The 22647-nt window shown below is 68.5% G+C and carries 24 protein-coding genes; 15 read left to right on the top strand and 9 right to left on the bottom strand.

The window, feature by feature from the left end; all coding sequences use genetic code 11:
• Nucleotides 1-57: 57 nt before the first annotated feature.
• Nucleotides 58-2229 (bottom strand): RNA polymerase recycling motor ATPase HelR, encoded by a 2172-nt coding sequence (gene helR, locus ACWF7A_RS18295; RefSeq protein WP_452251622.1) that lies wholly within the window; start codon nucleotides 2227-2229, stop codon nucleotides 58-60.
• A 178-nt stretch (nucleotides 2230-2407) separates the two neighbouring features.
• Between helR and ACWF7A_RS18290 the strand changes: the two genes are divergently transcribed.
• Nucleotides 2408-3232, top strand: coding sequence for a hypothetical protein (locus tag ACWF7A_RS18290; RefSeq protein WP_452251621.1), 825 nt, complete (start codon nucleotides 2408-2410; stop codon nucleotides 3230-3232).
• Between the two features lie 157 nt (nucleotides 3233-3389).
• Here the strand turns inward: ACWF7A_RS18290 and ACWF7A_RS18285 are convergent, their stop codons facing one another.
• Complete coding sequence (locus tag ACWF7A_RS18285) at nucleotides 3390-3944, bottom strand: helix-turn-helix domain-containing protein (RefSeq protein WP_452251620.1); 555 nt, start codon at nucleotides 3942-3944, stop codon at nucleotides 3390-3392.
• 58 nt (nucleotides 3945-4002) lie between these two features.
• Between ACWF7A_RS18285 and ACWF7A_RS18280 the strand changes: the two genes are divergently transcribed.
• The 3 genes from ACWF7A_RS18280 to ACWF7A_RS18270 are packed head-to-tail and all read left to right on the top strand — an operon-like array spanning nucleotide 4003 to nucleotide 5459.
• Complete coding sequence (locus ACWF7A_RS18280; RefSeq protein ID WP_452251619.1) at nucleotides 4003-4698, top strand: AzlC family ABC transporter permease; 696 nt, start codon at nucleotides 4003-4005, stop codon at nucleotides 4696-4698.
• Nucleotides 4677-4985, top strand: coding sequence for an AzlD domain-containing protein (locus ACWF7A_RS18275; protein ID WP_452251618.1), 309 nt, complete (start codon nucleotides 4677-4679; stop codon nucleotides 4983-4985). Before ACWF7A_RS18280 ends, ACWF7A_RS18275 begins: the two co-directional genes overlap by 22 nt.
• Nucleotides 4986-5012: 27 nt before the next feature.
• The gene (locus tag ACWF7A_RS18270) at nucleotides 5013-5459 is read left to right on the top strand and encodes a DUF5959 family protein (RefSeq protein WP_452251617.1); all 447 of its coding nucleotides are present in this window, start codon (nucleotides 5013-5015) and stop codon (nucleotides 5457-5459) included.
• Here the strand turns inward: ACWF7A_RS18270 and ACWF7A_RS18265 are convergent.
• Complete coding sequence (locus ACWF7A_RS18265) at nucleotides 5446-5886, bottom strand: Lrp/AsnC family transcriptional regulator (protein WP_452251616.1); 441 nt, start codon at nucleotides 5884-5886, stop codon at nucleotides 5446-5448. The two genes, ACWF7A_RS18270 and ACWF7A_RS18265, sit on opposite strands and share 14 nt — an antisense overlap.
• 74 nt (nucleotides 5887-5960) lie before the next feature.
• Between ACWF7A_RS18265 and ACWF7A_RS18260 the strand changes: the two genes are divergently transcribed.
• The 5 genes from ACWF7A_RS18260 (at nucleotide 5961) to ACWF7A_RS18240 (ending at nucleotide 10954) form a co-directional block, all read left to right on the top strand.
• Nucleotides 5961-7148, top strand: coding sequence for a trans-sulfuration enzyme family protein (locus ACWF7A_RS18260; protein WP_452251615.1), 1188 nt, complete (start codon nucleotides 5961-5963; stop codon nucleotides 7146-7148).
• 140 nt (nucleotides 7149-7288) lie between these two features.
• A complete protein-coding gene (locus ACWF7A_RS18255; RefSeq protein ID WP_452251869.1) occupies nucleotides 7289-8623 on the top strand; it encodes an amino acid permease in 1335 nt (444 codons plus the stop codon).
• 67 nt (nucleotides 8624-8690) lie between these two features.
• The gene (locus tag ACWF7A_RS18250) at nucleotides 8691-9551 is read left to right on the top strand and encodes a DUF1963 domain-containing protein (protein ID WP_452251614.1); all 861 of its coding nucleotides are present in this window, start codon (nucleotides 8691-8693) and stop codon (nucleotides 9549-9551) included.
• Nucleotides 9552-9575: 24 nt separating this feature from the next.
• The gene (gene pdxT, locus ACWF7A_RS18245; protein ID WP_452251613.1) at nucleotides 9576-10208 is read left to right on the top strand and encodes a pyridoxal 5'-phosphate synthase glutaminase subunit PdxT; all 633 of its coding nucleotides are present in this window, start codon (nucleotides 9576-9578) and stop codon (nucleotides 10206-10208) included.
• Nucleotides 10205-10954: a YebC/PmpR family DNA-binding transcriptional regulator gene (locus tag ACWF7A_RS18240; RefSeq protein ID WP_089913043.1), complete on the top strand. Its 750-nt coding sequence runs from the start codon at nucleotides 10205-10207 to the stop codon at nucleotides 10952-10954. The genes pdxT and ACWF7A_RS18240 overlap by 4 nt, the downstream gene beginning before the upstream one ends.
• Before the next feature lie 53 nt (nucleotides 10955-11007).
• On the opposite strand, the gene ACWF7A_RS18235 is transcribed toward ACWF7A_RS18240, so the two are convergent.
• Nucleotides 11008-11898, bottom strand: a complete 891-nt coding sequence (locus ACWF7A_RS18235) for an alpha/beta hydrolase family protein (RefSeq protein ID WP_452251612.1) — start codon at nucleotides 11896-11898, stop codon at nucleotides 11008-11010.
• A gap of 113 nt (nucleotides 11899-12011) precedes the next feature.
• On the opposite strand from ACWF7A_RS18235, the gene ACWF7A_RS18230 reads away from it, so the two are divergent.
• Complete coding sequence (locus ACWF7A_RS18230; protein WP_452251611.1) at nucleotides 12012-12587, top strand: TetR/AcrR family transcriptional regulator; 576 nt, start codon at nucleotides 12012-12014, stop codon at nucleotides 12585-12587.
• Here the strand turns inward: ACWF7A_RS18230 and ACWF7A_RS18225 are convergent.
• Together ACWF7A_RS18225 and ACWF7A_RS18220 are read right to left on the bottom strand one after the other, a co-directional pair.
• Nucleotides 12558-12734 carry a DUF397 domain-containing protein gene (locus ACWF7A_RS18225; RefSeq protein ID WP_452251610.1) on the bottom strand — a complete coding sequence of 59 codons (177 nt, stop codon included), beginning with the start codon at nucleotides 12732-12734 and terminating at the stop codon, nucleotides 12558-12560. The two genes, ACWF7A_RS18230 and ACWF7A_RS18225, sit on opposite strands and share 30 nt — an antisense overlap.
• Nucleotides 12731-13567, bottom strand: a complete 837-nt coding sequence (locus ACWF7A_RS18220; RefSeq protein WP_452251609.1) for a helix-turn-helix domain-containing protein — start codon at nucleotides 13565-13567, stop codon at nucleotides 12731-12733. The genes ACWF7A_RS18225 and ACWF7A_RS18220 overlap by 4 nt, the downstream gene beginning before the upstream one ends.
• A 118-nt stretch (nucleotides 13568-13685) precedes the next feature.
• Between ACWF7A_RS18220 and ACWF7A_RS18215 the strand changes: the two genes are divergently transcribed.
• On the top strand, nucleotides 13686-14195 hold the full coding sequence (locus tag ACWF7A_RS18215; protein ID WP_452251868.1) for a DUF4262 domain-containing protein: 510 nt from the start codon (nucleotides 13686-13688) through the stop codon (nucleotides 14193-14195).
• Nucleotides 14192-14686 carry a GNAT family N-acetyltransferase gene (locus ACWF7A_RS18210; protein WP_452251608.1) on the top strand — a complete coding sequence of 165 codons (495 nt, stop codon included), beginning with the start codon at nucleotides 14192-14194 and terminating at the stop codon, nucleotides 14684-14686. Before ACWF7A_RS18215 ends, ACWF7A_RS18210 begins: the two co-directional genes overlap by 4 nt.
• 209 nt (nucleotides 14687-14895) lie before the next feature.
• Here the strand turns inward: ACWF7A_RS18210 and ACWF7A_RS18205 are convergent, their stop codons facing one another.
• Entirely contained in the window at nucleotides 14896-15429 is a 534-nt protein-coding gene (locus ACWF7A_RS18205) for a TIGR03086 family metal-binding protein (RefSeq protein ID WP_452251607.1), read from the bottom strand.
• Nucleotides 15430-15602: 173 nt separating this feature from the next.
• On the opposite strand from ACWF7A_RS18205, the gene ACWF7A_RS18200 reads away from it, so the two are divergent.
• On the top strand, nucleotides 15603-17078 hold the full coding sequence (locus tag ACWF7A_RS18200) for a peptide MFS transporter (RefSeq protein ID WP_452251606.1): 1476 nt from the start codon (nucleotides 15603-15605) through the stop codon (nucleotides 17076-17078).
• A 164-nt stretch (nucleotides 17079-17242) separates the two neighbouring features.
• Here the strand turns inward: ACWF7A_RS18200 and ACWF7A_RS18195 are convergent, their stop codons facing one another.
• Entirely contained in the window at nucleotides 17243-18523 is a 1281-nt protein-coding gene (locus ACWF7A_RS18195) for a cytochrome P450 (protein WP_452251605.1), read from the bottom strand.
• Nucleotides 18524-18554: 31 nt separating this feature from the next.
• Nucleotides 18555-19148 carry a TetR/AcrR family transcriptional regulator gene (locus ACWF7A_RS18190; RefSeq protein WP_189155934.1) on the bottom strand — a complete coding sequence of 198 codons (594 nt, stop codon included), beginning with the start codon at nucleotides 19146-19148 and terminating at the stop codon, nucleotides 18555-18557.
• Nucleotides 19149-19302: 154 nt separating this feature from the next.
• Here ACWF7A_RS18190 and ACWF7A_RS18185 point away from each other — a divergent pair, with 154 nt between their 5' ends.
• Together ACWF7A_RS18185 and ACWF7A_RS18180 are read left to right on the top strand one after the other, a co-directional pair.
• Nucleotides 19303-19455, top strand: a complete 153-nt coding sequence (locus ACWF7A_RS18185; RefSeq protein ID WP_452251604.1) for a hypothetical protein — start codon at nucleotides 19303-19305, stop codon at nucleotides 19453-19455.
• Between the two features lie 284 nt (nucleotides 19456-19739).
• Entirely contained in the window at nucleotides 19740-22610 is a 2871-nt protein-coding gene (locus ACWF7A_RS18180) for a PQQ-dependent sugar dehydrogenase (protein WP_452251603.1), read from the top strand.
• The last annotated feature ends 37 nt before the right edge of the window (nucleotides 22611-22647 follow it).

Below are 22647 nucleotides of genomic sequence, written 5' to 3'. Positions count from 1 at the left end.
GCGGATGTGGTCGTCTGGCCGACGTGAGCCGTCCCCCCAGACGACCACATCCTAAGGTCACGTGCGCGCCGGTTCCGAGAGGCCGGACAACGACTTCGGCAGCGGTTCGTGGTGCAGCACGCCGAGCCGTTGCGTGGCACGGGTGAGTGCCACGTAGAGCTCGGCGGCACCGCGCGGGCCGTCGGCCAGGATGCGTTCCGGGGCAACGACCAGCACCGAGTCGTACTCCAGGCCCTTGGTCTCCGAGGCGGGCACGGTGCCGGGGACGCCGGGCGGTCCGATCACGACGCTCGTGCCCTCGAACTCCGCCTCCTGCTTGGAGAACTCCTCGATGGCGGCGGGCAGCTCGTCCGCGGTCACCTGGCGCGACCACGGCTGCACGCCGTTGGCGCGCACCGACTCCGGCGCCCGGACGTCCGGTGCGAAGTCGGCCAGCACCTGGGCGGCCACCGCCATGATCTCGGCCGGCGTGCGGTAGTTCACCGTCAGCGAGCGGTACTCCCAGCGGCCCGGCACGTACGGGTCGAGCATCTGGCCCCACGACGTGGCACCCGCCGGCGCACGACGCTGTGCGAGGTCGCCCACCACCGTGAAGGAACGGCCCGGGCAGCGGCGCATCAGCACCCGCCAGTCCATTTCGGACAGTTCCTGCGCCTCGTCGACCACGACGTGCCGGTAGGTCCAGGCGCGGTCGGCCAGGGCCCGTTCGACGAGCGTGCGCTGTTCGTGGTCCTCGAAGCGCTCGGCGAGGTCCTCGGCGAACATCATGTCCGAGGCGAAGAGGTGGTCCTCGTCGTCCATGTGGTCGAAGCGGCCGACCATGCCGTCGAGCACCTCGGACGCGTAGCGGGCCTCGGCGGCGCGTTCGGCGGAGGCGGCCTGGTCCTCGGCCTGCTCGGTGCCGTCCTTGCCCAGCAGGTCGTGCAGCTCGTCGAGCAGCGGCACGTCCGAGATCGTCCACGGCTCGCCCTCGGCGCGCAGCAGCGACGGGTCCGCGCCCGCCGTCGCGAGCTCCTCGGCGGACGCGTACAGCGTGCCGAGCAGCTCGAACGGCGTCATGATCGGCCACAGGAAGTCGAGCGCGGCGATGAACGAGTCGTCGTCGGCGAGGTCCTTGACGAGGCCCGAGCGCATGTCCTCCCAGGCCTGCTTGTCGGAGCGGGACATCCAGCCCTTGCCGATGCGGCCGATGGCGCGCTCGGTCAGGACGTACGTGACGATCTCGCGGAACACCGCGCGGGCCTCGTTGTGCGGCAGGCCGCTGTCGCGCGCCTCCTGCCGGGCCCACTCGGCGACGTCCGCGCCGATCTCGACGACGACGTCCTTCATGCCGATCGGGATCGGCTCGGCGGGCACGCGCTGCCGGGCCGCCACAGCGGCCTTCAGCACGTCCACCATCGTGCGCGACCCCTTGATCCGGGCGACTGCCGGTGTGTCCTCGGCGGTCGCGAGCAGGCCGGGCAGCAGGCTGCCGGTGGTCGAGAACACCACGTCGGACTCGCCGAGCGACGGCAGCACCCGGCTGATGTGGTTGAGGAACGCCGGGTTCGGGCCCACGACGAGCACGCCGTGCCGTTCCATGCGCTCCCGTTGGGTGTACATCAGGTACGCGACGCGGTGCAGCGCCACGACGGTCTTGCCGGTGCCGGGGCCGCCCTCGATCACCAGCACGCCGGGGTGGTCGAGCCGGATGATCGCGTCCTGCTCGGACTGGATGGTCGCGACGATGTCCCGCATGCCCGCGCCGCGCGGCGCGTTCAGCGCCTCCAGCAGGGCCACGTCGCCCTGCTCCTCGCCGAGCTTGCCGAACACCTCGTCGGTGAAGCCGGCCACCGAGCGGCGGCGGGTGAGGAACTGACGGCGCCGGCGCATGCCCTCGGGCGTCGCGCCGGTCGCGGTGTAGAACGGCCGCGCCGCCGGTGCCCGCCAGTCGAGCAGCAACGGCTCGAAGTCGTCGAACTCGTCGAACAGGCCGATCCTGCCGATGTAGGAGATGGTCCCGTCGGCACCGTCGAGCCGGCCGAAGCACAGCCCGTAGTCGGCCACGTTCAGACGCTTCATCTCACGGTGACGGGCGCGCACCTCGTTGTCACGGTCCATCGCGGTCTCGCCGGTGCCACCCAGCGCTGACTGGTACGCCGCCTTCACGCGCGTACGTTCGCCATCAAGCCGTGCGTAGAGACCGGCCACGTAGTCGCGTTCGGACTGCAGTTCTTCTTCGTAACCCACGTGCTCCCCAGTGCGCCTGGTTTTCTTGCTTGAGGCGATGAGTGTGAACGATGGACGGGGTCTTGTGGCAAGGCCCCCTCTCTGCTATACGTTTGAATGGAAGAACGGGCCGGTCGCACGCGCGACCCGGCCCGTTTCTCGTTGGCGCGACGGCCGCGTCGCTGGTCATCATGGCCAGGTGAACGTGCCTTTCCGCTGGGACCTGGTGACGCCTGACCGGCTCGGGTCGCTGCTCGACGACGTCGCGGTCCCCGAGGTGGGCTACCTCACCGAGCTGTCCCGGTGCGCGGGCAAGGTCCTGGCGCGCGGCGGCAACGGGGACGCGGTGTTCGTCGGGCGGTCGCTCGACTCGATGTTCGACCTGCTCGGGGGCGCGCTGGAAGGCACTGACCAACGGCTCGCCCGGCTGCCGCTGTCGTTCCGGCGCCGCCACGACTACTCGCGTGCGGAGGTCCTGCGGGCCAGGGAGATCCTCGCGGACATCGGCGTCACACCCGCCTCGCTGGCCCGCCGCGCCCGGCCGGTGACGTTCGTCGACGTGGTCTCCTCGGGCTCGACGTTCACCAGCCTCTTCACCCTGCTGGACGACTGGGTCGCCGAGGAGCACGAGACCTGGCCGGTGATTCGCCTCAAGCTCCGCTTCGTCGGGGTGACGGCCGCGGGCCGGACCAGCCCGAACACGTGGCGGTGGCACGATCACGCCGACTGGACGAGCAGGCTGCCCGCCGCGTCGGTCGTGAACGTGTCGCTCGACAGGGCGACCTGGTCGTACTTCGCCGACCATCAGCGGAAGGTGACCAAGTCCTTCGGGCCGAACAGGTGGGTCGGCGGCGCGGCCGAGATCGGACGGGACGAACGCACCCGCGAGGCGCTGGCCGAGGCCGTGCAACTCGTGGCGCTCGGGCGCACCAAGGAGGTGCGCCGGATGATCGCCCGCGGCATGGACGGCGAACCCGCGCTCAGCGAACCGTGGCTGCGCACCCTCCAGAGCCGTCTGAGCTAGTGGTGTGGCTCAGAACGTGGGCGGCGCATCCGCGCCCAGCAGGGCGCCTCGCGGCACCGCCCCCACGCCCCCGTACAACCAGTACGAGGACGTGGGGGCGGCACCCCGAGACACCCGTCTGACCACGAATACACCGGCAACGTTCTGAGCCACACCACTAGACGGTGTGCTCCATGACCATCATCGCGGTCGTCCCAGGCTCCAGCGCCTTGCAGATGTGCGGCACGTCGCCGGGATACACGATGTAGTCACCGGGCCCGAGCTCGATCGGGTCGTCGGCGAGACCAGCCAAGCACCGGCCGGTCGCCACGATCATGTGCTCGATGCTGCCCGGCACGTGCGGCAGCGACTCGCGGGCCCCGCCCGGTTCGAGGGCCAGCCAGTAGATGTCGTGCTTGGTGCCCGGACGGCACGCCGCCAGTAGCGTCGCCGAGTAGTGCGCGCGCTCGGAGTGGATGACCGGGCCTTCGCCCGCGCGGATGACCTGCACGCGCGGGACGGCGGGTTCGACGAGCCGGCTGAACGGGACGCCCAAGGCCACGCCGAGTGCCCACAGGGTCTCCACGCTGGGGTTTCCGGCGCCGGACTCCAGCTGGGAGAGCGTCGACTTCGCCACGCCGGCCTTCTTCGCGACCTCGCTCAGCGACATGCCGGTGCGATCGCGCTCACGCCGGAGGTTGGCCGCGATGAGGTCGAGTGGTGCGTTCGACACAGAAGTCCATCCGTTCGTCTTGACGAACACCGATCCCAGGTGTTCATCTTAATGGGTGGTGCGTTCGATCTGGCGAACTCTTGATGCTGTGCTCCTGCGTGACGTGGCCGCAGTGGCGTTGGGTGCCGCGGTGACCGGTGCCTCCTTCGGCGCGATCTCGGTCGGTTCCGGCCTGCCGTGGTGGATGCCGGTACTGATGTCGCTGGTGATCTTCGCGGGCGGCTCGCAGTTCATGGCCGTGGGGATCGTCGCCGCTGGTGGCAGCCCTGCCGCCGCGGTGCTGGCCGGGCTCGTGCTCAACGCGCGGCACCTGCCGTTCGGGCTCGCGATCGGGGACGTGCTGGGCAAGAGCCCGCTCGCCCGGATCGTCGGCAGCCACCTGCTGATCGACGAGTCGACGGCCTTCGCGATGGCGCAGAAGGACCCCGCGAGAGCGCGTGCGGCCTACTGGGCGTGCGGCGTGGCGTTGTTCTTCAGCTGGAACACCGGGGTGCTCGTCGGTGCGCTGGTGGGGCAGGCGATCGGCGACCCGATGACGTTCGGTCTGGACGCGGCGTTCCCGGCGGCACTTCTCGCGCTCACGCTCCCCGCCCTCAAAGACAAGGCGACGCGCAATGCGGCGCTCGCGGGCGGTGCGATCGCATTGGCGACGACGCCGTTCCTGCCCGCAGGGGTGCCCGTGCTGCTCGCGCTCGCCGGACTGTTCGTGTTCAAGACGAAGAAGGAAGAGCCGTGCCCGTCACCGCAGTCCTGATCCTGGCCGCCGGCACCTTCGCGATCCGCCTGGCCGGACCGTTGTTGCGCGACCGCGTCACGTTGCCCGAGAAGGTCCGCGAACTGATGTCGGCGAGCGCCACCGTGCTGCTGTTCGCATTGGTGGCGGTCTCGGCGCTGACGAACGGCAAGCAGTTCGGCGGTTGGGCGCTCGCCGCCGGAGTCGCGGTCGGCGGGCTCGCGGCGTGGCGGAAACTGCCTTTTGTCGCAGTGATTGTTCTTGCTGCGGTGACGACTGCGGGACTGAGGTTCGCGGGCGTGGCGTAGAACTTCTGAGGAAATGGAGTACCGGCTATGGGGGACATCGCGCCGAGGGAGCTCATCACTCTCGCCGATGGCGAGGGGAACAGCGTCACCGTCACCGTTCTGGGGCGCGATTTCCGGCGGGGCGGCGCGCTCGACGCCGAGATCGTGGTCAGGACACCTTTCGTGTCCGGCCGCGTCGATTTGTGGCTGACCACCTCGAAACTGCGGAGGTGGGCGGACGCGGTGAACAGGCTCGGTGCCGGCGAGGACGTCGCCTGGATGGAGATGGACAGGGGGCCGTCCGTCTGGATCAAGCTCAGTGGCGAGCGTGACTGCCCAGAGGTCGTGGTGGAGGACGAGACGACGTCCATGGTCACCGTGCGAGTGCCGATCGCCCCTCCGGACGACTGGATCGCCGACCACCAGCAGCGGGTGCGCCGGGTGATGGCGCACTGGGTCCCGCTGTTGTCGGCGGATGAGCTCAGTGCTTTCTGACGTGTGAGAAAAGCAGGTTCGTGTGCACCTCCGTCACCTCGCGCCGGCTCGTGAACTTGTCGAGCACGAGCCGTTGCAGATGACCGACGTCGGACACCGCGACGTGCACCAGGAAATCCTCGGGACCCGTCACGTGGGACAGCGCGAGCGTTTCCGGGAGTGAGAGCACGTACGCCATGAACGGGTCGACGATCTCCTTGGTGTGCGGCCGGATCTTCACCGCGAGCATCGCCTGGACGTGCTGCCCGACCGCGTTCGGATCCACCTCGGCGTGGTAGCCGGTGATCACGCCGCGCTCCCGCAACGCCCGGTGCCGCACGACCGCCGTGGACTGCGCGACGTTGACGCGTTCGGCCAGGTCCTTGTTCTGCAGCCGCGCGTCCTTCCGCAGCTCCCGCACGATGGCCTCGTCGATCGAATCCAGCACGGCTGTTCTCTCTTCCGCCGAATCGCCTGCGGTGTTTCGCCCGCCCTCCCGAGGAAGTCTCCACCATTCGGGCCATGACGCGCATCGAGACCATCGCAGTGCACGGCGGCCGCGACGACCTCGCGGAGCTCGGCGTGCACGCTCCTCCCATCGACCTGTCCACCACCTACCCCGTGCCCGACCAGGCGCTCGGCGGGGAGGCACTGGGTGAGTGGGCCACCGGGGCCGCGCGGGCCACCTCGCCCGTCTACGCGCGGCTGCACAACCCGACCGTGGCCCGTTTCGAACAGGCGCTCGCGGCTCTCGAGCACACCGAGACGTCCGTGGCGTTCGGCAGCGGCATGGCAGCGGTCACCGCCGTCATCCAGGCCGCCTGCGTGATGGCGGGGAAACCGCACGTCGTAGCCGTGCGACCGTTGTACGGCGGCACTGACCACCTGCTGTCGTCCGGTCTGCTGGGCGTCACGACCACGTACGTGGAAGCGGGTCTGGTGTCCTCCGCGATCCGGCCGGACACCGGGCTCGTGGTCGTCGAGACCCCGGCCAACCCCAACCTCGACCTGGTCGACATCGAGCACGTCGTGCGCCAGGCAGGCTCCGTGCCGGTCATGGTCGACAACACCTTCGCGACGCCGATCCTGCAGAACCCGGCGCTGCACGGCGCCTCCTACGTGCTGCACTCCGGCACCAAGTACCTGGGCGGGCACGGCGACGTGCTCGGCGGTGTCGTGGCCTGCTCCGAGGAACGCGCGGCCGCGTTGCGGCAGGTCAGGATCATCACCGGCGCCGTGCTGCACCCGCTCGGGGGCTACCTGCTGCACCGCGGGCTCGCCACACTGCCGTTGCGCGTCCAGGCGGCCTCGAAGTCCGCGGCGGTGCTGGCCTCGCGACTGGCCGAGCACGACGCCGTGGAGTTCGTGCGCTACCCGTCCGCGTCGCTGCAGATGCGCGGCACGGGCGCGATGATCGCGTTCGGCGTGCACGGCGATCCCGTCGAGGTGGTACGCCGGCTGAAGCTCATCACCCCGGCCGTCTCACTGGGCTCGGTCGACACGTTGATCGAGCACCCCTCGGCTTTGACCCATCGCCTGGTTCCCGGCGAAGAACTGCGGGCATCCGGCGTTCCGGACAATTTGCTGCGCATTTCCGTGGGACTCGAGCACGTCGAGGACATTTGGTCGGATCTGAACGCGGCACTCTGTGACGTCGCTTACGTTAAGTCTTCCCCAGGTGATTTCTTGGTGATGACCGCCACTCGCTAGGGTTCCCCGCAATCGGCGCGTCGGGGCGCGGGAGGTTCCGACGCGAGCATTTTTCCGTTTTCGGAAGGAACCTCCTCGTGAGTTCTGTGGAAACTGATGCGGACGGCTACACCAAGGCGCTGAGCAAGCGTCAGGTGCAGATGATCGCAATCGGTGGCGCTATCGGCGTCGGCCTTTTCCTGGGTGCGGGCGGACGTCTCGCCACAGCGGGGCCGTCGCTGATCCTGTCTTATGCGGTGTGCGGCCTCGCGGCGTTCTTCGTCATGCGCGCGCTGGGCGAGCTGGTGCTCCATCGGCCCGTGTCCGGCAGCTTCGTCGAGTACGCCCGCGAGTTCATCGGCCCGTGGGCCGGCTTCACGTCGGGCTGGCTGTACTGGCTGAACTGGGCGATGACGGGCATCGCCGAGATCACCGCCATCGCGATCTACATGCACAAGTGGTTCCCGGACCTGCCGCAGTGGATCACCGCTCTCGTCGCACTGGTGGTCCTCGTGGCCATCAACCTGCTGTCGGTGAAGCTCTTCGGTGAGCTGGAGTTCTGGTTCTCCGTCATCAAGGTGACCGCGATCGTGGTCTTCCTGGTGGTGGGCACGGGCCTGGTCATCGGCAACGCGGACATCGGCGGCACCACGGCGTCGGTCTCGAACACCCTCGGCCACGGCGGGCTCTTCCCGGCAGGCGTCGGCATCGCCCTCATGACGTTGCAGGCCGTCGTCTTCGCCTACGCGGCCATCGAGCTCGTCGGTATCGCCGCGGGCGAGACCAAGGACCCCGAGAAGGTCATGCCGCGCGCCATCAACGGCGTGGTCTACCGCATCGCGGTCTTCTACGTCGGTTCGGTGCTGCTGCTGACGATGTTGTTGCCGTGGGACCACTTCACCGGTACCGAGTCGCCGTTCGTGACCGTGTTCTCGGCGCTGGGCATCCCGGTGGTCGGCGACATCATGAACGCCGTCGTGCTCACCGCCGCGCTGTCCTCGTGCAACTCCGGTCTCTACTCGACCGGCCGCATCCTGAGGTCGCTCGCGCAGAAGGGCGAGGCGCCCGCGGTCACCGGCCGCATGAACTCCCGGCACGTGCCCTACGGCGGCATCCTCTTCACCGGTGTCGCCTACCTCTTCGGCGTGGTGCTCAACTACATCGTGCCGAAGGAGGCCTTCGACATCGCGATCGCCGTCGCCTCGCTCGGCGTCGTGTCGACCTGGGCCACGCTGATCATCTGCCAGCTGCGGTTGCGCAAGAAGGCACTGGCGGGCGAGATCGAACGGCCCTCCTATCGGATGCCCGGCGCGCCTTACACCTCGTACGGAACGCTGGCGTTCCTCGCGCTGGTCATCGGGCAGATGGCCTTTGCCGGAACAGCCGAGAAGATCGCGTTCTGGTCCATTCCGGTGCTGGCACTGCTGCTGTTCCTCGGATGGCGCTTCGTGAAGTCGCGCGAGACGCAGCAGAAGGAACTCGTCAGCGTCGACTGACCTCGCGTTTTCAAGGCCTCCTCGTCCCGGGGCGAGGAGGCCTTTTTGTACCCACTAATGTTCCTCCATGACTTTCGACTTCACCGACCGTCTGGCCCCGTTCCGCGACAAGGCCGTCGAGCGAGGAATCCCCGAAGAAGACGTGGATCGGTGGTTAACGCTGACGCGTCCCTGCGCGACGCTGACGCAGAGCGGGGAGGGACCGGTTGTGGGCCGGTTCGGGGGCCCGCTCCTGCTCCCGGCGGACGTCCCGGACCCCGCCGAGCCCTTCGTCGCCACCATCGACCTCGCCGCACTGCCTTCCGGCTTCACGGACCTGGCGCTCCCACGAGACGGCCAGTTGCTGCTGTTCGCCTTCCCCGAGGACGAGGGTGAGTCCGTGAGCATGGGCAGCGCGATCTACGTCCCCGTCGGCACGGCCGTGGTGGAGCGGGACCTCCACGCCTGGAACGAGCACGACATCGACGACTACGAGACGATGTTCAAGGAGTTCCCGCAGGGGCCGATGCGCGCGATGGCCGATGTCTCCTTGCCCAACCACCACGCGTTCCCTGTCCGCGGGGAGAACAGGGCCGGCCCGATCCCCGGCCACCCACGTGCCGAGGACCTCGTCGACGTCTGGCAGGACACCCGTGAGGGCATCAACACCGAAGGGTCGCTGCAGATCGGCGGCTACGCGGACGAGGAAGCCGTCTACACCGATCCGCTCGGCGCCGTCGTGCGTCGTGCCGTGAGGTCGGCGGAGAAGGGCAACTGGGACGGCCCGGTGTCGGATGACGTCGCCGATTGGGTGCTCCTCGCCGACTGGTACGCCGGTGCGGACGTGTACGGCTGGGAGAGCGCCACCGTCCACTGGGGGATCCAGCGCGAGGACTTGGACGCGCGACGTTTCGACCGCGCCTTCGCCCAGGTCTTCTACAACCCCTGATCCGGCTCGAATATGCTGGTGAACATGGTTGTCGCTGCTCCTCCCGTCATCGGCGTGCTCGCCCTTCAGGGTGATGTTCAAGAACATCTCGTGTCGCTCGCGAAATGCGATGTGACCGCACGGCCCGTGCGGCGCGCCGAAGAGTTGGACGAACTGGACGGGATCGTCATCCCCGGCGGCGAGTCGACGACCATGAGCAAGCTGCTCGACACCTTCGAGCTGCTGGAGCCGCTGCGCGCGAAGATCAAGGCGGGCTTCCCGGCGTACGGGTCGTGCGCGGGCATGATCCTGCTGGCCAACGACGTGCTCGACGGCCGCGAGGACCAGCATCAGCTCGGTGGCCTGGACATCACCGTGCGTCGCAACGCGTTCGGCCGGCAGATCGACTCGTTCGAGACGGACCTCGATCTGGCCGGTGAGACCGTGCACGCCGTGTTCATCCGTGCGCCGTGGGTGGAGGCGGTGAGCGGGGACGTGGAGGTCCTCGCTACGGTGCCTGTTACGGCTGAGGCGGGCGATGCCGCCGGTAGGATCGTCGCGGTCAGGCAGGGCACCGTGCTGGCCACGGCGTTTCATCCGGAGCTCACGGGGGATGAGCGCGTCCATCGCCTGTTCGTGGACATGGTTCGTGGTTTGACTGGTTCGGAGGAGAAATGAGCGGCCACTCCAAGTGGGCGACCACCAAGCACAAGAAGGCCGCCATCGACGCCAAGCGCGGCAAGCTCTTCGCGCGGCTGATCAAGAACATCGAGGTGGCGGCCCGCACCGGTGGTGGTGACCCGGACGGCAACCCGACGCTGTTCGACGCCATCCAGAAGGCCCGCAAGAACTCGGTGCCGCTGGACAACATCGAGCGCGCCCGCAAGCGCGGCGGCGGTGAAGAAGCCGGTGGCGCCGACTGGCAGACCATCATGTACGAGGGTTACGGCCCCAACGGTGTCGCGGTGCTCATCGAGTGCCTCACGGACAACCGCAACCGCGCCGCCACGGAAGTCCGCACGGCGATGACGCGCAACGGCGGTTCGATGGCCGACCCGGGCTCCGTGTCGTACATGTTCAGCCGCAAGGGCGTCGTGATCGTGCCGAAGGCGGGCACGACCGAGGACGACGTGATGATGTCGGTGCTCGAGGCCGGTGCCGAGGAGGTCAACGACCTGGGCGAGGCCTTCGAGGTCGTGTCCGAGGCGGGCGACCTGATCCCGGTCCGCAAGGCGCTGCAGGACGCCGGCATCGACTACGAGTCGGCCGAGTCGAGCTTCCTGCCGTCCGTGTCGGTGCAGCTCGAGGCCGAGGGCGCCAAGAAGATCTTCAAGCTGATCGACGCGCTGGAGGACTGCGACGACGTGCAGAACGTCTTCGCGAACTTCGACGTGTCGGACGAGGTCATGGCCGAGGTCGGCTGACCTTCGAACGCCAGGGAACGCCGGTCACGCGAGTGGCCGGCGTTCTCTGCTTCTCACCTGAGTTCGAGGCGGCCGCCGTCGAGGTCCTCGGCCTGCACCTGCTTCCACGCGACGTCGTCGACGCCGAGCGCGTCGAGCAGGAACGCCCACGCCACCCGCCGGATCACCGCGACGCGCTCGGGGTTCTCGTCGGTCGTGTCGGTGGCGTTGTAGCGGTGGATGCCGCCGAGCGAGTGCTCCCCGCCGAACAGGGTCAGCAGGGCGCGGGAGCCGGGGCTGTGGTGGTGCACGTCGGTGAACCAGTCCGGGCCGCGCTTGCCGAGCAGCGACTGGTCCTGGTCACCGGCGACCGTGAGGAACGGCGTGGTCTGCCGGGTGAAGTCCGGCGACATGAACGAGCCGAAGTTCTCCTGCGCGAACGGCGTCAGGTTGTCGCCGCCCAGGCCCGTCGCCGCGAAGAGCACGCCGGCCTTCACGCGGGGGTCGGTCAGATCCGGGCCGGGGCGCCCGTCCGCGTCGAGGACGCGTGCGCCCAGCAGCATGCCGACGGTCTGCGCGCCCCACGAGTGGCCTGCGACGGCGATGCGGTCGCGGTCGGCGCGCTCGGAGAGGCCGGGTACGGCGGCGAGGAGCTGGTCCAGGTCGTCGAGCACCCGCTGGACGTCCTGGACCCGGAACTTCCAGATGTCCGGGTGGCGGGGGTCCGCGGGCGTGACGCCGAGGCTGCGCGAGTCGAGGAACGTCGGCTGGACGACCACGAAACCGTTGGCGGCCCAGTGGTCCACCAACGGGTCGTAGTACGTCATCGACCCGCCGAAGCCGTGCGCCAGCACGACGATCGGGAGGCCGGTGCCGGTGACCGGCGCGGACACCCGCACCTGGAGGTCGTCTCCGCGGTCCGGCGTGGGCAGGACGACCGGCTTGACGCTGATGATTCCGGGCATGGCAGATTTCCCCCAGCGATGAGGAGTGGCTGTTAAGCTCCTAAGTGGAGCGCAGTTCCGAATATACGGAGCAGTGTTCCGCTTGGCAAGCGTGCTGGTGGAGAGGAGCCCGCGTGGGTGCAGGGGAGTCGGCGACCGCGAAGCGCGCGGACGCGCGGCGCAACGAGAAGGCGCTGCTCGACGCGGCCGCGGCGGTGTTCGTCAGCGACGGTGTGGACGCACCGGTGCGCCGCATCGCCGCCGAGGCGGGCGTGGGCATGGGGACGATCTACCGGCACTTCCCGACGCGCGCGGACCTGGTCGTGGCCGTGTACCGGCACCAGATCGACGCGTGCGCCGAGGCGGGACCCGCGCTGCTCGCGTCGGCGGAGACGCCGTTCGCCGCGCTGCGGGACTGGGTGGGCCTGTTCGTCGACTTCCTCGTGACCAAGCACGGGCTCAGCGCCGCGATGCGCAGCGATCCCGACGGTTTCGCCGCACTGCACGGGCTGTTCCTCGACCGGCTGCTGCCGGTGCTCGCCGAGATCCTCGACGCGGCGCGCGAAGCGGGCGAGGTGACGCGGGACATCGCCGCGTACCAACTGCTTCGCGCCATCGGCGACGTGTGCGCGGGGGCCGAACGGGTCGACCCCGACTACGACGCGCGAACGACCATCGGGCTACTGCTCGACGGGTGCCGGCGCGGCTGAGGCCATCTTCAGGAACGCCGACCACGCGTCCGCGCTCACGGGCAGGTGGGTGGTGGGCGCCTTGCTGTCCCGGATTCCGATGCCTTGGCCGACCTCCACACAGTTGTTGCCGTCACCGGTGTAGCTGCTCGTGCGCCAGGCGGTCATTGGAGGCCCTCCAAGATGCTGTTGATCACCGCCCTCGATTCTTCCTCATCCAGGGCGACGGCTGCGAGGTCCTTCAGGATGTTCTCGTAGACCAGAACGGTCGCCCCGTCGTCGAAGAACAAGCCGCACTTGACGCTCTCGATGTAGACGACCGGCGGGTACTTCGGAAACCTCATCAGCCGGAAGTCTCCCGCCGCCCCGGCGTGCATGCCGATGGACCTCGGGACGACCCGGATGCTGATGTACTTCCGCACGGACAGCCGCAGCAGGTGAGCGAGCTGCTCGCGCCACACCTCCTCGCCGCCGACCGGAAGCAGCAGTGCCTGCTCGTGGATGTAGAAGGTGAACGTCCGGCTGTACTCGAGGATCTCTGCCCTGGCGGCCCTCGCGGCGACCGTCGCCGGAATCTTCTCCGCCGGCACCGTCCGGGCCTTGGCGGTGATGGCGGCGATGTACTCGCGGATCTGGCAGAGGCCCGGCACCACGATCATCGACCAGTCGATGATCTCGATCGCGTCCCTCTCCTGGTTGATGAGCGTGCGGGCCTGGTCGGGCAGGCCGTCGTCCGGGACCTCCACGTAGAAGCTGCCCGACTCGCGGAAGAGGGCGAGCAGGTGTTCGCGTTCGGCGAGCGGTGTGCGGCAGTAGGCGAGCAGGGTGGCGACCTCCATCTCGGTGACGCCGCCCTTGCCGGCGAGCATGTCGGAGAGCTTGGCCTCCTGCCAGCCGAGCAACTCGGCGAGCCTGCGCTGGAAGAGTCCGGTGCTCTCGACAGCGGCGCGGACACCGTTGCCGAACTCGCGGCCCACCACGCTGGACGATCTCTTGGGCATGGACGGAAGGTAGGGGCAGCGACCGCGAATCCTCTATCGTTTCCGGCCAAATCTGCCTGAAGGTGGGAGCCTTGGACCAGCTCCAAGCAGGCATAAGGCGCCGGGAGGGTGCCGTAGGCTGGGTGCCGTGCTTTCCGACGAAGACATCGAACTGCGGGCGCGGCTGCTGTCCGCGGCCGACCGGTTCGGCCACACGAACATCGTTGTGAACCCCGACGCCGAGGGGCCGGGGTACGTGTTCTCGGTGGGGGCCTGGCGGCGGTTCGGCGTGGCCGAGGCGGTCGTGATCGGGCTGCCGCAGGGCATGGGCGAGAACCTGATCAACCTGTACGTGCGGCGGGCCAGCGAGGGTGAGCGGTTCCAGCCCGGCAAGCTCTACGACGACTTCTTCGACGGCGTGCCGGTCGCGTTCGAGCGGGTCTACAAGGGGTTCTACCCGGAGTTCTTCGGCAGCGCGTACCTGCTCTACGACGGGTCGGACTTCGCGGCCGTGCAGATCATCGTGCCGACGCCGCAGGGGCACTGGCCGTGGCAGCCGGACGCGCCGGAGGGGTTCGCGGACCACCAGATGGTCCTCACGGAGAGCGGCCTGCCGGAGAGCTGGACGCCCGGGGTCACCGGGCCGTGAGCGTCCACATCGGACCGCTGACGCCGGAGCACGCCGGTGAGGTCATGACGATCCAGCGCGCCGCGTACCTGCAGGAGGCCCGCCGGTACGGGGCGTGGGACCTGCCGCCGCTCGTCGAGACGCTGGAGGAGATCCGCCGCCACCTCGCCGACGGCACGCCCGCGTTCGGTGCGTTCGACGGGCCGCGGCTGATCGGGTCGGTGCGCAGCCGGGTCGACGGCGAGCGGATGGAGGTCGCGCGGCTGTCCGTCGCGCCCGACGTCCAGGGCGGCGGGGTCGGCCGCCGGCTGCTGCGGGCGATCAGCGAGCGGACACCGGGAGAAGTGCGGGTCGTGTGGTTGTTCACCGGAGCCGAGAGCGACGGGAACATCCGGTTCTACGAGAGCGCCGGGTTCGTCCGGGTGAGCGAGCACCTCGACGCCGTCGGCATCAGGTGCGTGACCCTGGAACACCAGCTCCAGAAACGTTGTCCGGAAGTCGTTGTCCGCTGATTCACCGCCGACACCGGACAACGATCTACCTGTAGAAATGCGGTGCGGTCAACGGTCCGGGGGGATCCGGTGACCGTGGCCGGGGGAGGAACGCCCCGCCCTGCAGGAGCGAGGGGGATGCGGAGCGGGGCGTTTCGGCACGACGGCCGGGAGATCTGGTTCTGGGCGGCAGGATCAGAGTTCGCACCCGCGCAACGCCCGGCAAGGGGCTATGGCTTACGTCCCAGGAGTCCGATCAGTCGTGTCTGGTCGTCCGCGTCCGGTGACACCGGAACGGCCGAGTCGAACATGGACGAACCACTCCACTCGTCGACGTTGCTCTCGACATAACGCAGCACCGCCGACGCGAGATCGGGATCGATGCGCTCGTCGGCACCGATCGACCGAGCCAGATCCCAGGCGTGGACCGCGAGATCCGTGGTCATCTGCCAGCAGTACTCCTCGGCGTCGAGCTTCCCCGACGACACCGTCACGGGTTTCGCCAGCGCGTGCGGACCCAGCCAGGCCTCGCGCGCCGCCGCGGCCGCCACGACCCAGGACACGAGCGGGTCGTCGCCCAGGTTGTCGTGGTCGAAGCGGTCGCCGACCTGCTCCGCCGTGCAGCCCGCCAGCAGTTCGGGCGCCCAGAGCTGCTCGTAGACCAGGTGGCCGACGAGGTCTCTGACCGACCACTCCCGGCAGGGGGTGCCGAGCGACCACTGGTCGGGAGCGATCTCCCGCACCCGGCGGTCGAACTCGGTCATCGCCACTCCGTGCGCCTGGATCAAATCCATCCCAGCAGTGCATCAAATCTCGCCCAGGAGCGCATCCTGGCGTGAGAGTTGGGCCACTCGGACGCAACCCCGATTTCAAACAGTACGAGCGTTCGGCGTAATCTCGACCAGATCCGCCGTGACATCGTTGACACGAAGGGAAGATGACTGTGAGCGCTCCTAGCGCCAGCATCTCCGGGCAGGACAAGGGATTCTTCGGGCATCCCCGAGGCCTGTCCACGCTGTTCTTCACCGAACTCTGGGAACGGTTCTCGTTCTACGGGATGAAGGCCATCCTCGGCCTCTACCTGTGGACGGCCGTGTCCGAGGGCGGCCTCGGCGTCGACAAGGCGCTCGCCCTGTCGATCGTCGCCATCTACGGCACAGCGGTCTACATGTCCGGTGTCGCGGGCGGCTGGCTCGCCGACCGGGTCTGGGGCGGGCAGCGCTCGACGTTCAACGGCGGCGTGCTGATCATGTGCGGTCACATCGCGCTGGCCCTGCCGATCGGCATCACGGGCGTGTACCTCGGCCTGATCTTCATCGTCTTCGGCACGGGCCTGCTCAAGCCGAACATCTCGACCGTCGTCGGCGGCCTCTACGACCGCGACGACTCGCGCCGTGACGCCGGCTTCACGGTCTTCTACATGGCGATCAACATCGGCGGGTTCATCTCGCCGCTGATCACCGGCGCGCTCGCGGACGGCTTCGGCTTCCACGCCGGGTTCGCCGTCGCCGCGGTCGGCATGGCGCTCGGCCTGGTCCAGTACCGGATGGGCCGCAAGCACCTGCGCGGCTCGGCCGCCGTGGCCCCGAACCCGTTGCACCCGCAGGAGAAGGGCCGCGTCTACGGCCTCATCGCCCTGGTCGCGGTCGTGATCGCCGGGCTCGGTGTCGTCTCGTACCTGCTCGGTGGCGTCGAGGGCGTCATCCTGATGATCAGCATCATGTCGATCGTCCTGCCGATCACGTACTTCACCGTCATGTACCGCAGCAAGAAGACGCTGCCGGTGGAGAAGCCGCGCGTCCTCGCGTACATCCCGCTGTTCGTCGCGGCGGCGATGTTCTGGCTGATCTTCGAGCAGAGCGCGTCGGTGATCGCGGAGTTCGCCGACTCGCACGTCGACAACCACGTGTTCGGCTGGGAGTTCCCGGTCGCCTGGTTCCAGTCGATCAACCCGATCATGATCATCGCGCTGGCCCCGGTGTTCGCGTGGCTGTGGCTGAAGCTCAAGGACCGCGCGCCGTCCACGCCGCGCAAGTTCGCGGGCGCCCTCGTGCTCGTCGGCCTGTCGTTCGTGCTCATGTACTTCGCGAGCAACTCGGCCGCCGACGGCAAGGTGACGCCGCTGTGGCTCGTGGTGATGTTCCTGATCATGACCGCGGGTGAGCTGATGCTCTCGCCGGTCGGCCTGTCGGTCACGACGAAGCTGGCGCCCAAGGCGTTCGCGTCGCAGACGATGAGCCTGTGGTTCCTCGCGGTGTCGGCCGGAACCGGTGTGGCCGCGCAGCTCGTGAAGTTCTACACGACGAGCCCCTCGGCGTACTTCTTCACGCTGGGCGGGGCGGCGATCGTGCTCGGTGTGGCGCTCGCGGTGGCGGCTCCGGCGATCAAGAAGCTGATGGCCGGCGTCGAGTAGGGCCCCGAACGAAGGTGAGAGGGAGGCCCGTCGCGGCGGCGGTGCGGCGGGTCTCCCTCTCGCTTCTAAGAATGCACTACGCAGATGTGTCATTGGGGCACGAACATTGCTCCACGCGGGTGAAGTCGAGCACGCGCCGCAACAAATTTCGCCCCAGGTCAGCGTCAGTTCACTGCGAGTGACCGAGTGGTCTCGTTCGCTCGTACCGGAAGTCGCAACGCGCCGCGGATGAGCTTCGACTTGCGGCGCGTCACCGGGCCGTCGGCCGCGAGGTGCGGGAAGCGCTTGAAGAGCTCGTGCAGCGCGAGCGTCCCCTCGATGCGGCTCAGTCCCGCGCCGATGCAGTAGTGGATGCCCGCGCTGAACGCGAGGTGCTCGCGCGCGTTGGACCGCGTCGGGTCGAACTTCAGCGGGTCCTTGAAGACGCGCGGGTCGCGGTTCGCCGCCGCCAGCATCAGCATCACCGGCATGCCCTTCGGCAGGCTCACCCCGGCGAGCTCGAGGCGTTCCCCTGGCCAGCGGATCGTGTACTGCACGGGTGGGTCGAGCCGGAGCGTCTCCTCGACGAACCCCTCGGCGTACTCGGGGCTCTGCGACAGCGGCGCGATGGTGTGCGGGTTCTCGAACGCCTTCAGCACGCCGTTGCTGATCAGGTTGACCGTCGTCTCGAAGCCCGCGAAGAGCAGCAGGCCCGTCGTGGCGACGAGATCCTCGCGGCTGAGGTCGTCGTGCTGCGTGACGAGGTGGCTGACGATGTCGTCCTTGGGGGCGCGGCGGCGTTGCTCGATCAGGACGTCGATGAAGTCGTTGTACTCGATGATCGTGGCGTGCAGGTCCTTGAGCTGCTGGTGCGACCACACGCCGTCGAGCGTCTCGGCCAGCGAGCTTCCCCAGCGCGCGAAGAGGTCCTTGTTCTCGTCCGGCACGCCCAGGAGGTCCGCGATCACCTGGATCGGCACCTGCGACGCGAACTCCGTGACGACGTCGAACCGGTCGCCGAGCCGGTCGAGGTGGTCGGTGACGATCTTCTGGATGGACGCGGTGCGGTCCTTGAGAGCGCGCGGCGTGAAGAACGGCTGGACGAGCTTGCGCAGTCGCGTGTGGTCCGGCGGGTTCTTCATCAGGAACGAGTCCTGCACCGGGTTGACGATCTTCTCGCCGTTCTTGACCAGCGTGATCGGCACCATCGACGCCTCGTCGAAGGTCGCGGTGACGAACCTGTTGTCCCGCAGCACCGAATCGCAGATCTCGCGGCTCGGCGTGACGTACGCGCCCATGCGGCTGCGCACCATGTCGCCCTTGGCGCGCACCTTCTCGTACAGGGGGTACGGATCGCGGGTCGGCGGCGAGGCCATGACGCCCGCGTACGGGTCGCCGAGCAGCGCGTAGCCGCGAACGAGCGTGCGCAGCGCGAAGAACTGGGCGGCGGTCTTCAGCGTGGACATGTGTCCACAGTGAGGTTTGCGCTGGGAAGTCTCAAGAGCTGCGACGGTGTCGCCGCACGGTTTCCTCTACCAGATCGAGTACCGGCTCCATGTCGTCCGCCGGCAGCCCCATCGCGAGGTGCGAGACGAGGCCTTCGAGGACGAGCTCGAGGAAGTTGGTCAGCACCGTCACGTCGACGTCGTCGCGCAGGTTGCCGGCCTCGCGCTGCCGGATGAGCCGCTGCCGGGTCGCGGCCGTGAGCTGTTCCGACCGCTCGGCCCACCGCGCCCGGAAGTCGGGGTCGGTGCGCAGGCGACGCGACACCTCGAGGCGCGTGCCGAGCCAGTCGGCGGCGTGCTCCTCGGTCCGCTTCTCCGGCTCGTCGAGCAGGTCGCGCATGACCTGGACGAGGCCCTGCTCGGCGACCACGTCCGCCATTCGGAGCGCGTCGTCCTCGGCCAGTGCGAGGAAGAGCGACTCCTTGTCGCGGAAGTGGTGGAAAATCGCGCCGCGAGAGAGGCTCGTGGCCTCTTCCAGACGGCGTACCGTGGCACCCTCGTAGCCGTGTCGCGCGAAACAGGCACGCGCACCGTCGAGGATCTGACGGCGGCGGGCGTCGAGGTGGTCCTGACTCACCCTGGGCACCTGTAGATGGTCGCAGGGAGAGGGTGGGAAATCCAATCCGTACGTACGGATTGGACAGGTCCATCTGTGTGATCTTCGACCTTGATCCCTTTCGTGTGGATCATCGGGCGGGCCTGCGGTGACGGGCGGGGCTCGGGCCATATTCTCTGCCGCCATGGACACGCAGGAGATCATCAAGCTGTCGACGCTCGCTGAGCGCCTGGGGTGGCAGCGGCGTGAGTCCAGAGGCGTGCACATCGTGGATCTGCTGCTGGGGCGGACGGTGTCGGATCTGATCACTGCTCTGGCGGAGAACCGGGATCGGTGATTCCGGGTGCGGTCGCGCGCGGGGTGCCGGAGGACCGGGATAGGTGCCGGGTTCCTGGTAAGCGCTTTCCGCTCCGTTCGAGACGGGGTTGACTCGGCTGCCGCGTGGTGGTGTGATCTGCGCGACAGTCAGGAAACTTTCCTGTCTAATAATTGAATCCGCCGCCGCTCCGTCGTGATCCCCTACCCCGTCTTGTGGGAGGCACAACAGTGGCACCGAGTAGAAGCCGGGCGTTGCGCACGTTCGGCGCGATGGGTGTTGCCTGCACAACAGCCATAGCGGTGATGTCGGTACCGGAGTCGGCCCTCGCGGCGCCGGTGCGGTACGAAGCGGAGAACGCGACCCTCTCGCAGGGCGTGGTGGAGTCGAACCACGCCGGGTTCTCCGGGGCCGGGTTCGTGAACGTCGACAACGTCGCGGGGAGCTCGGTCGAGTTCACCGTCACCGCGTCGAAGGCGGGCCAGGCGAAGCTGGTCTTCCGCTACGCCAACGGAACCGCGGACAACCGGCCGGCCGACGTGAGCGTCAACGGTGCCCTCGCCGTGGACGAACGCGCGTTCGCGGGCACGGGTGCGTGGACGACGTGGGTGTCGGCCGAGAACACGGTGAGCCTCACCGCGGGCTCCAACAAGATCAAGGTCACGTCTACCGGTGCCACCGGTGGCCCCAATCTCGACTACCTGGAGGTCGAGGAGATCGCGTCGGTCCCGGCTCTGGAGCAGGAAGCCGAGGACGCGACGATCAGCCAGGGCGTCGTGGAGTCGAACTGGACCGGGTTCTCCGGCCGCGGGTTCGTGAACTACGACAACGTCATCGGCTCGTCGGTCGAGTACGTGATCAACGCCGAGTCCGGTGGTGAGCACGACCTGACCTTCCGCTACGCCAACGGCACGACGGCCGACCGTCCCGTCTCGGTGACCGTGGACGGCGCCGGCGCGCAGACCGTCTCGTTCCCCGGCACGGGTGCGTGGACGACGTGGCAGACGCGCACCCTCAAGGTCGTGCTGCACGCCGGGGCGAACCGGATCAAGGCGACCGCGACGACCGCGAACGGCGGGCCGAACGCGGACAAGCTGACCGCCGTGCTGGTCGGGCCGCCCGACAACGAGGCGCCGACGCCGCCGCGCAACCTGCAGTTCGTCAGCTCCACCCACAACTCCGTGACGCTGAAGTGGGAGGCGGCCACCGACAACGTGGGCGTCACCGGCTACGACATCTACCAGCACGGCCAGCTCGTCACGAGCGTCGGCAACGTCCTGGAGGCGACGGCGACGGGCCTGCGTCCCGACGTCGAGTACGACTGGACCGTGTTCGCGAAGGACCGCGCGGGCAACGTCTCGCAGGCCTCGAACAACGTGCCGGGCCGCACCCAGCCCGCGCCCGTCGACAACCAGGCGCCCACCACCCCCGGCACGCTGCGCTCGACCGGCGCCACCTCGACCAGCGTCTCCGTCGCGTGGGGTGCTTCGAGCGACAACGTGGCCGTCACCGGCTACGAGATCCACTTCGACGGCGCGCTGAAGCAGACCGCCGACGGCTCCGCGACGAGCGCGACCGTCGCCGGTCTCGTCACCGGCCAGACGTACGCGGTGAAGGTGCGGGCCAAGGACGCGGCGGGCAACCTCTCGGCGTTCTCCAACGAGATCTCCGTCAAGCCGGCGGCGGGCGGGGGCACCGGCGTGCCGAACCCCGGCACGGTCAAGCAGATCGCGTCCGGCGTCGACGTGGCGTGGGGCCTCGCGTTCCTGCCTGACGGCTCGGCGCTGGTGACCGAGCGCGAGACGTTCAACGTGCTGCGCGTGACCGAGGCCGGTGCCAAGACCGTCGTCGGCAAGGTGCCCGGCGCGGTGGGCACGAACGGTGAGGGCGGCGCGCTCGGCATCGAGGTGTCGCGCACCTTCGCCAGCGACCGGTTCATCTACGTCTATCACACGTATGCCGACGGAAACCGCCTGGTCAGGGCTCAGTTCGACGGCGCGGGCCTCTCCGGCTGGACGACGTTGCTCTCCGGGGTGCCGAAGAACCGGTACCACAACGGCGGGCGCCTGCGGTTCAGCCCGGACGGCCGGTACCTGTTCATCTCGACCGGTGACGCGCAGAACGGCAACAACGCGCAGAACCTCAACACCAACGCCGGCAAGATCCTGCGCCTCAACGCGGACGGCTCCATCCCGTCCGACAACCCGTTCCCCGGCAAGGCGATCTGGAGCTACGGCCACCGCAACGTGCAGGGCCTCGACTTCGACTCGCAGGGACGGCTCTGGGCCTCGGAGTTCGGCAACTCGCAGCAGGACGAGGTCAACCTGATCACCAAGGGCGGCAACTACGGCTGGGAGCCCTGCGAGGGCACCATCGGCAGCTGCGCCGGGACCGTCGCGCCCAAGAAGACCTGGTCGACCTCGCAGGCCTCGCCCTCGGGTCTGACGATCATCAACGACTACGTCTTCGTCGCGACCACCGTCGGCCAGCGCATCTACCGGATGCGCATCGACGCCAACGGCAACCTAGTGGACCAGCAGATCTACTTCCAGGGCACCTACAACCGCCTGCGGACGGTCGAGGTGGACTCCGAGGGCGACATCTGGCTCACGACCACGACCGACAAGGACGGGTCGGCCGGCAACGACCGGATCCTGCACATCGACATCGTCTACGAAGGTGGCAGCGCTTTTAAGCTTTCGTCCACAGCCTTTGCAGACGACGCGATGATTCCGGCCAGGCACACCTGCGCCGGGGACGGTACCGCTGGACAGGACCCGTCGCCGCCGTTCGCGTGGGGCGAGTCCTCCGGGGCCGCCGGATACGCGATCGTGTTCGCGGATCGCGTGAACAACGGGAACAAGCTGCATTGGGCGATCTGGGACATTCCGGGAGCTTCTCGTTCATTGCCGGAGAACCTCGGGTCCGGATTCGCCGTGCCTGGCCAGGGCGGGGCGAAGCAGAAAGCCATGGAGTCGGGCGCCAACGCCCTGAAGTACTTCGGTCCCTGTCCTGGAGGATCGACCAACCCGTACACGTTCACGTTGTACGCGTTGAACACCGCGACGGTGCCCGGAATCACCTCCGGGTCGTCGATGGCGCAGATCGAGACGGCCATCAAGAACGCGTCAACCGCCAACACGGTGCTGCGCGGCCGTTCGAATGCCAGGACGTAGCTCCACCCAGTGAGACAAGTGCCCGTGTGCACGCGTG

It is taken from the genome of Lentzea sp. NPDC055074, from assembly GCF_053608005.1.
This window is presented reverse-complemented; position numbering and strand designations above follow the sequence as displayed.

Bases quoted from the DNA above. Each gene is read 5' to 3' on its own strand.
- ACWF7A_RS18270 (WP_452251617.1), top strand. From the start codon at position 5,013: ATGGGGGACATCGCGCCGAGGGAGCTCATCACTCTCGCCGATGGCGAG.
- ACWF7A_RS18260 (WP_452251615.1), top strand. From the start codon at position 5,961: ATGACGCGCATCGAGACCATCGCAGTGCACGGCGGCCGCGACGACCTC.
- ACWF7A_RS18255 (WP_452251869.1), top strand. From the start codon at position 7,289: ATGATCGCAATCGGTGGCGCTATCGGCGTCGGCCTTTTCCTGGGTGCG.
- ACWF7A_RS18250 (WP_452251614.1), top strand. From the start codon at position 8,691: ATGACTTTCGACTTCACCGACCGTCTGGCCCCGTTCCGCGACAAGGCC.
- pdxT (WP_452251613.1), top strand. From the start codon at position 9,576: ATGGTTGTCGCTGCTCCTCCCGTCATCGGCGTGCTCGCCCTTCAGGGT.
- ACWF7A_RS18240 (WP_089913043.1), top strand. From the start codon at position 10,205: ATGAGCGGCCACTCCAAGTGGGCGACCACCAAGCACAAGAAGGCCGCC.
- ACWF7A_RS18235 (WP_452251612.1), bottom strand. From the start codon at position 11,898: ATGCCCGGAATCATCAGCGTCAAGCCGGTCGTCCTGCCCACGCCGGAC.
- ACWF7A_RS18225 (WP_452251610.1), bottom strand. From the start codon at position 12,734: ATGACCGCCTGGCGCACGAGCAGCTACACCGGTGACGGCAACAACTGT.
- ACWF7A_RS18220 (WP_452251609.1), bottom strand. From the start codon at position 13,567: ATGCCCAAGAGATCGTCCAGCGTGGTGGGCCGCGAGTTCGGCAACGGT.
- ACWF7A_RS18205 (WP_452251607.1), bottom strand. From the start codon at position 15,429: ATGACCGAGTTCGACCGCCGGGTGCGGGAGATCGCTCCCGACCAGTGG.
- ACWF7A_RS18200 (WP_452251606.1), top strand. From the start codon at position 15,603: ATGACTGTGAGCGCTCCTAGCGCCAGCATCTCCGGGCAGGACAAGGGA.
- ACWF7A_RS18195 (WP_452251605.1), bottom strand. From the start codon at position 18,523: ATGTCCACGCTGAAGACCGCCGCCCAGTTCTTCGCGCTGCGCACGCTC.
- ACWF7A_RS18185 (WP_452251604.1), top strand. From the start codon at position 19,303: ATGGACACGCAGGAGATCATCAAGCTGTCGACGCTCGCTGAGCGCCTG.
- ACWF7A_RS18180 (WP_452251603.1), top strand. From the start codon at position 19,740: ATGTCGGTACCGGAGTCGGCCCTCGCGGCGCCGGTGCGGTACGAAGCG.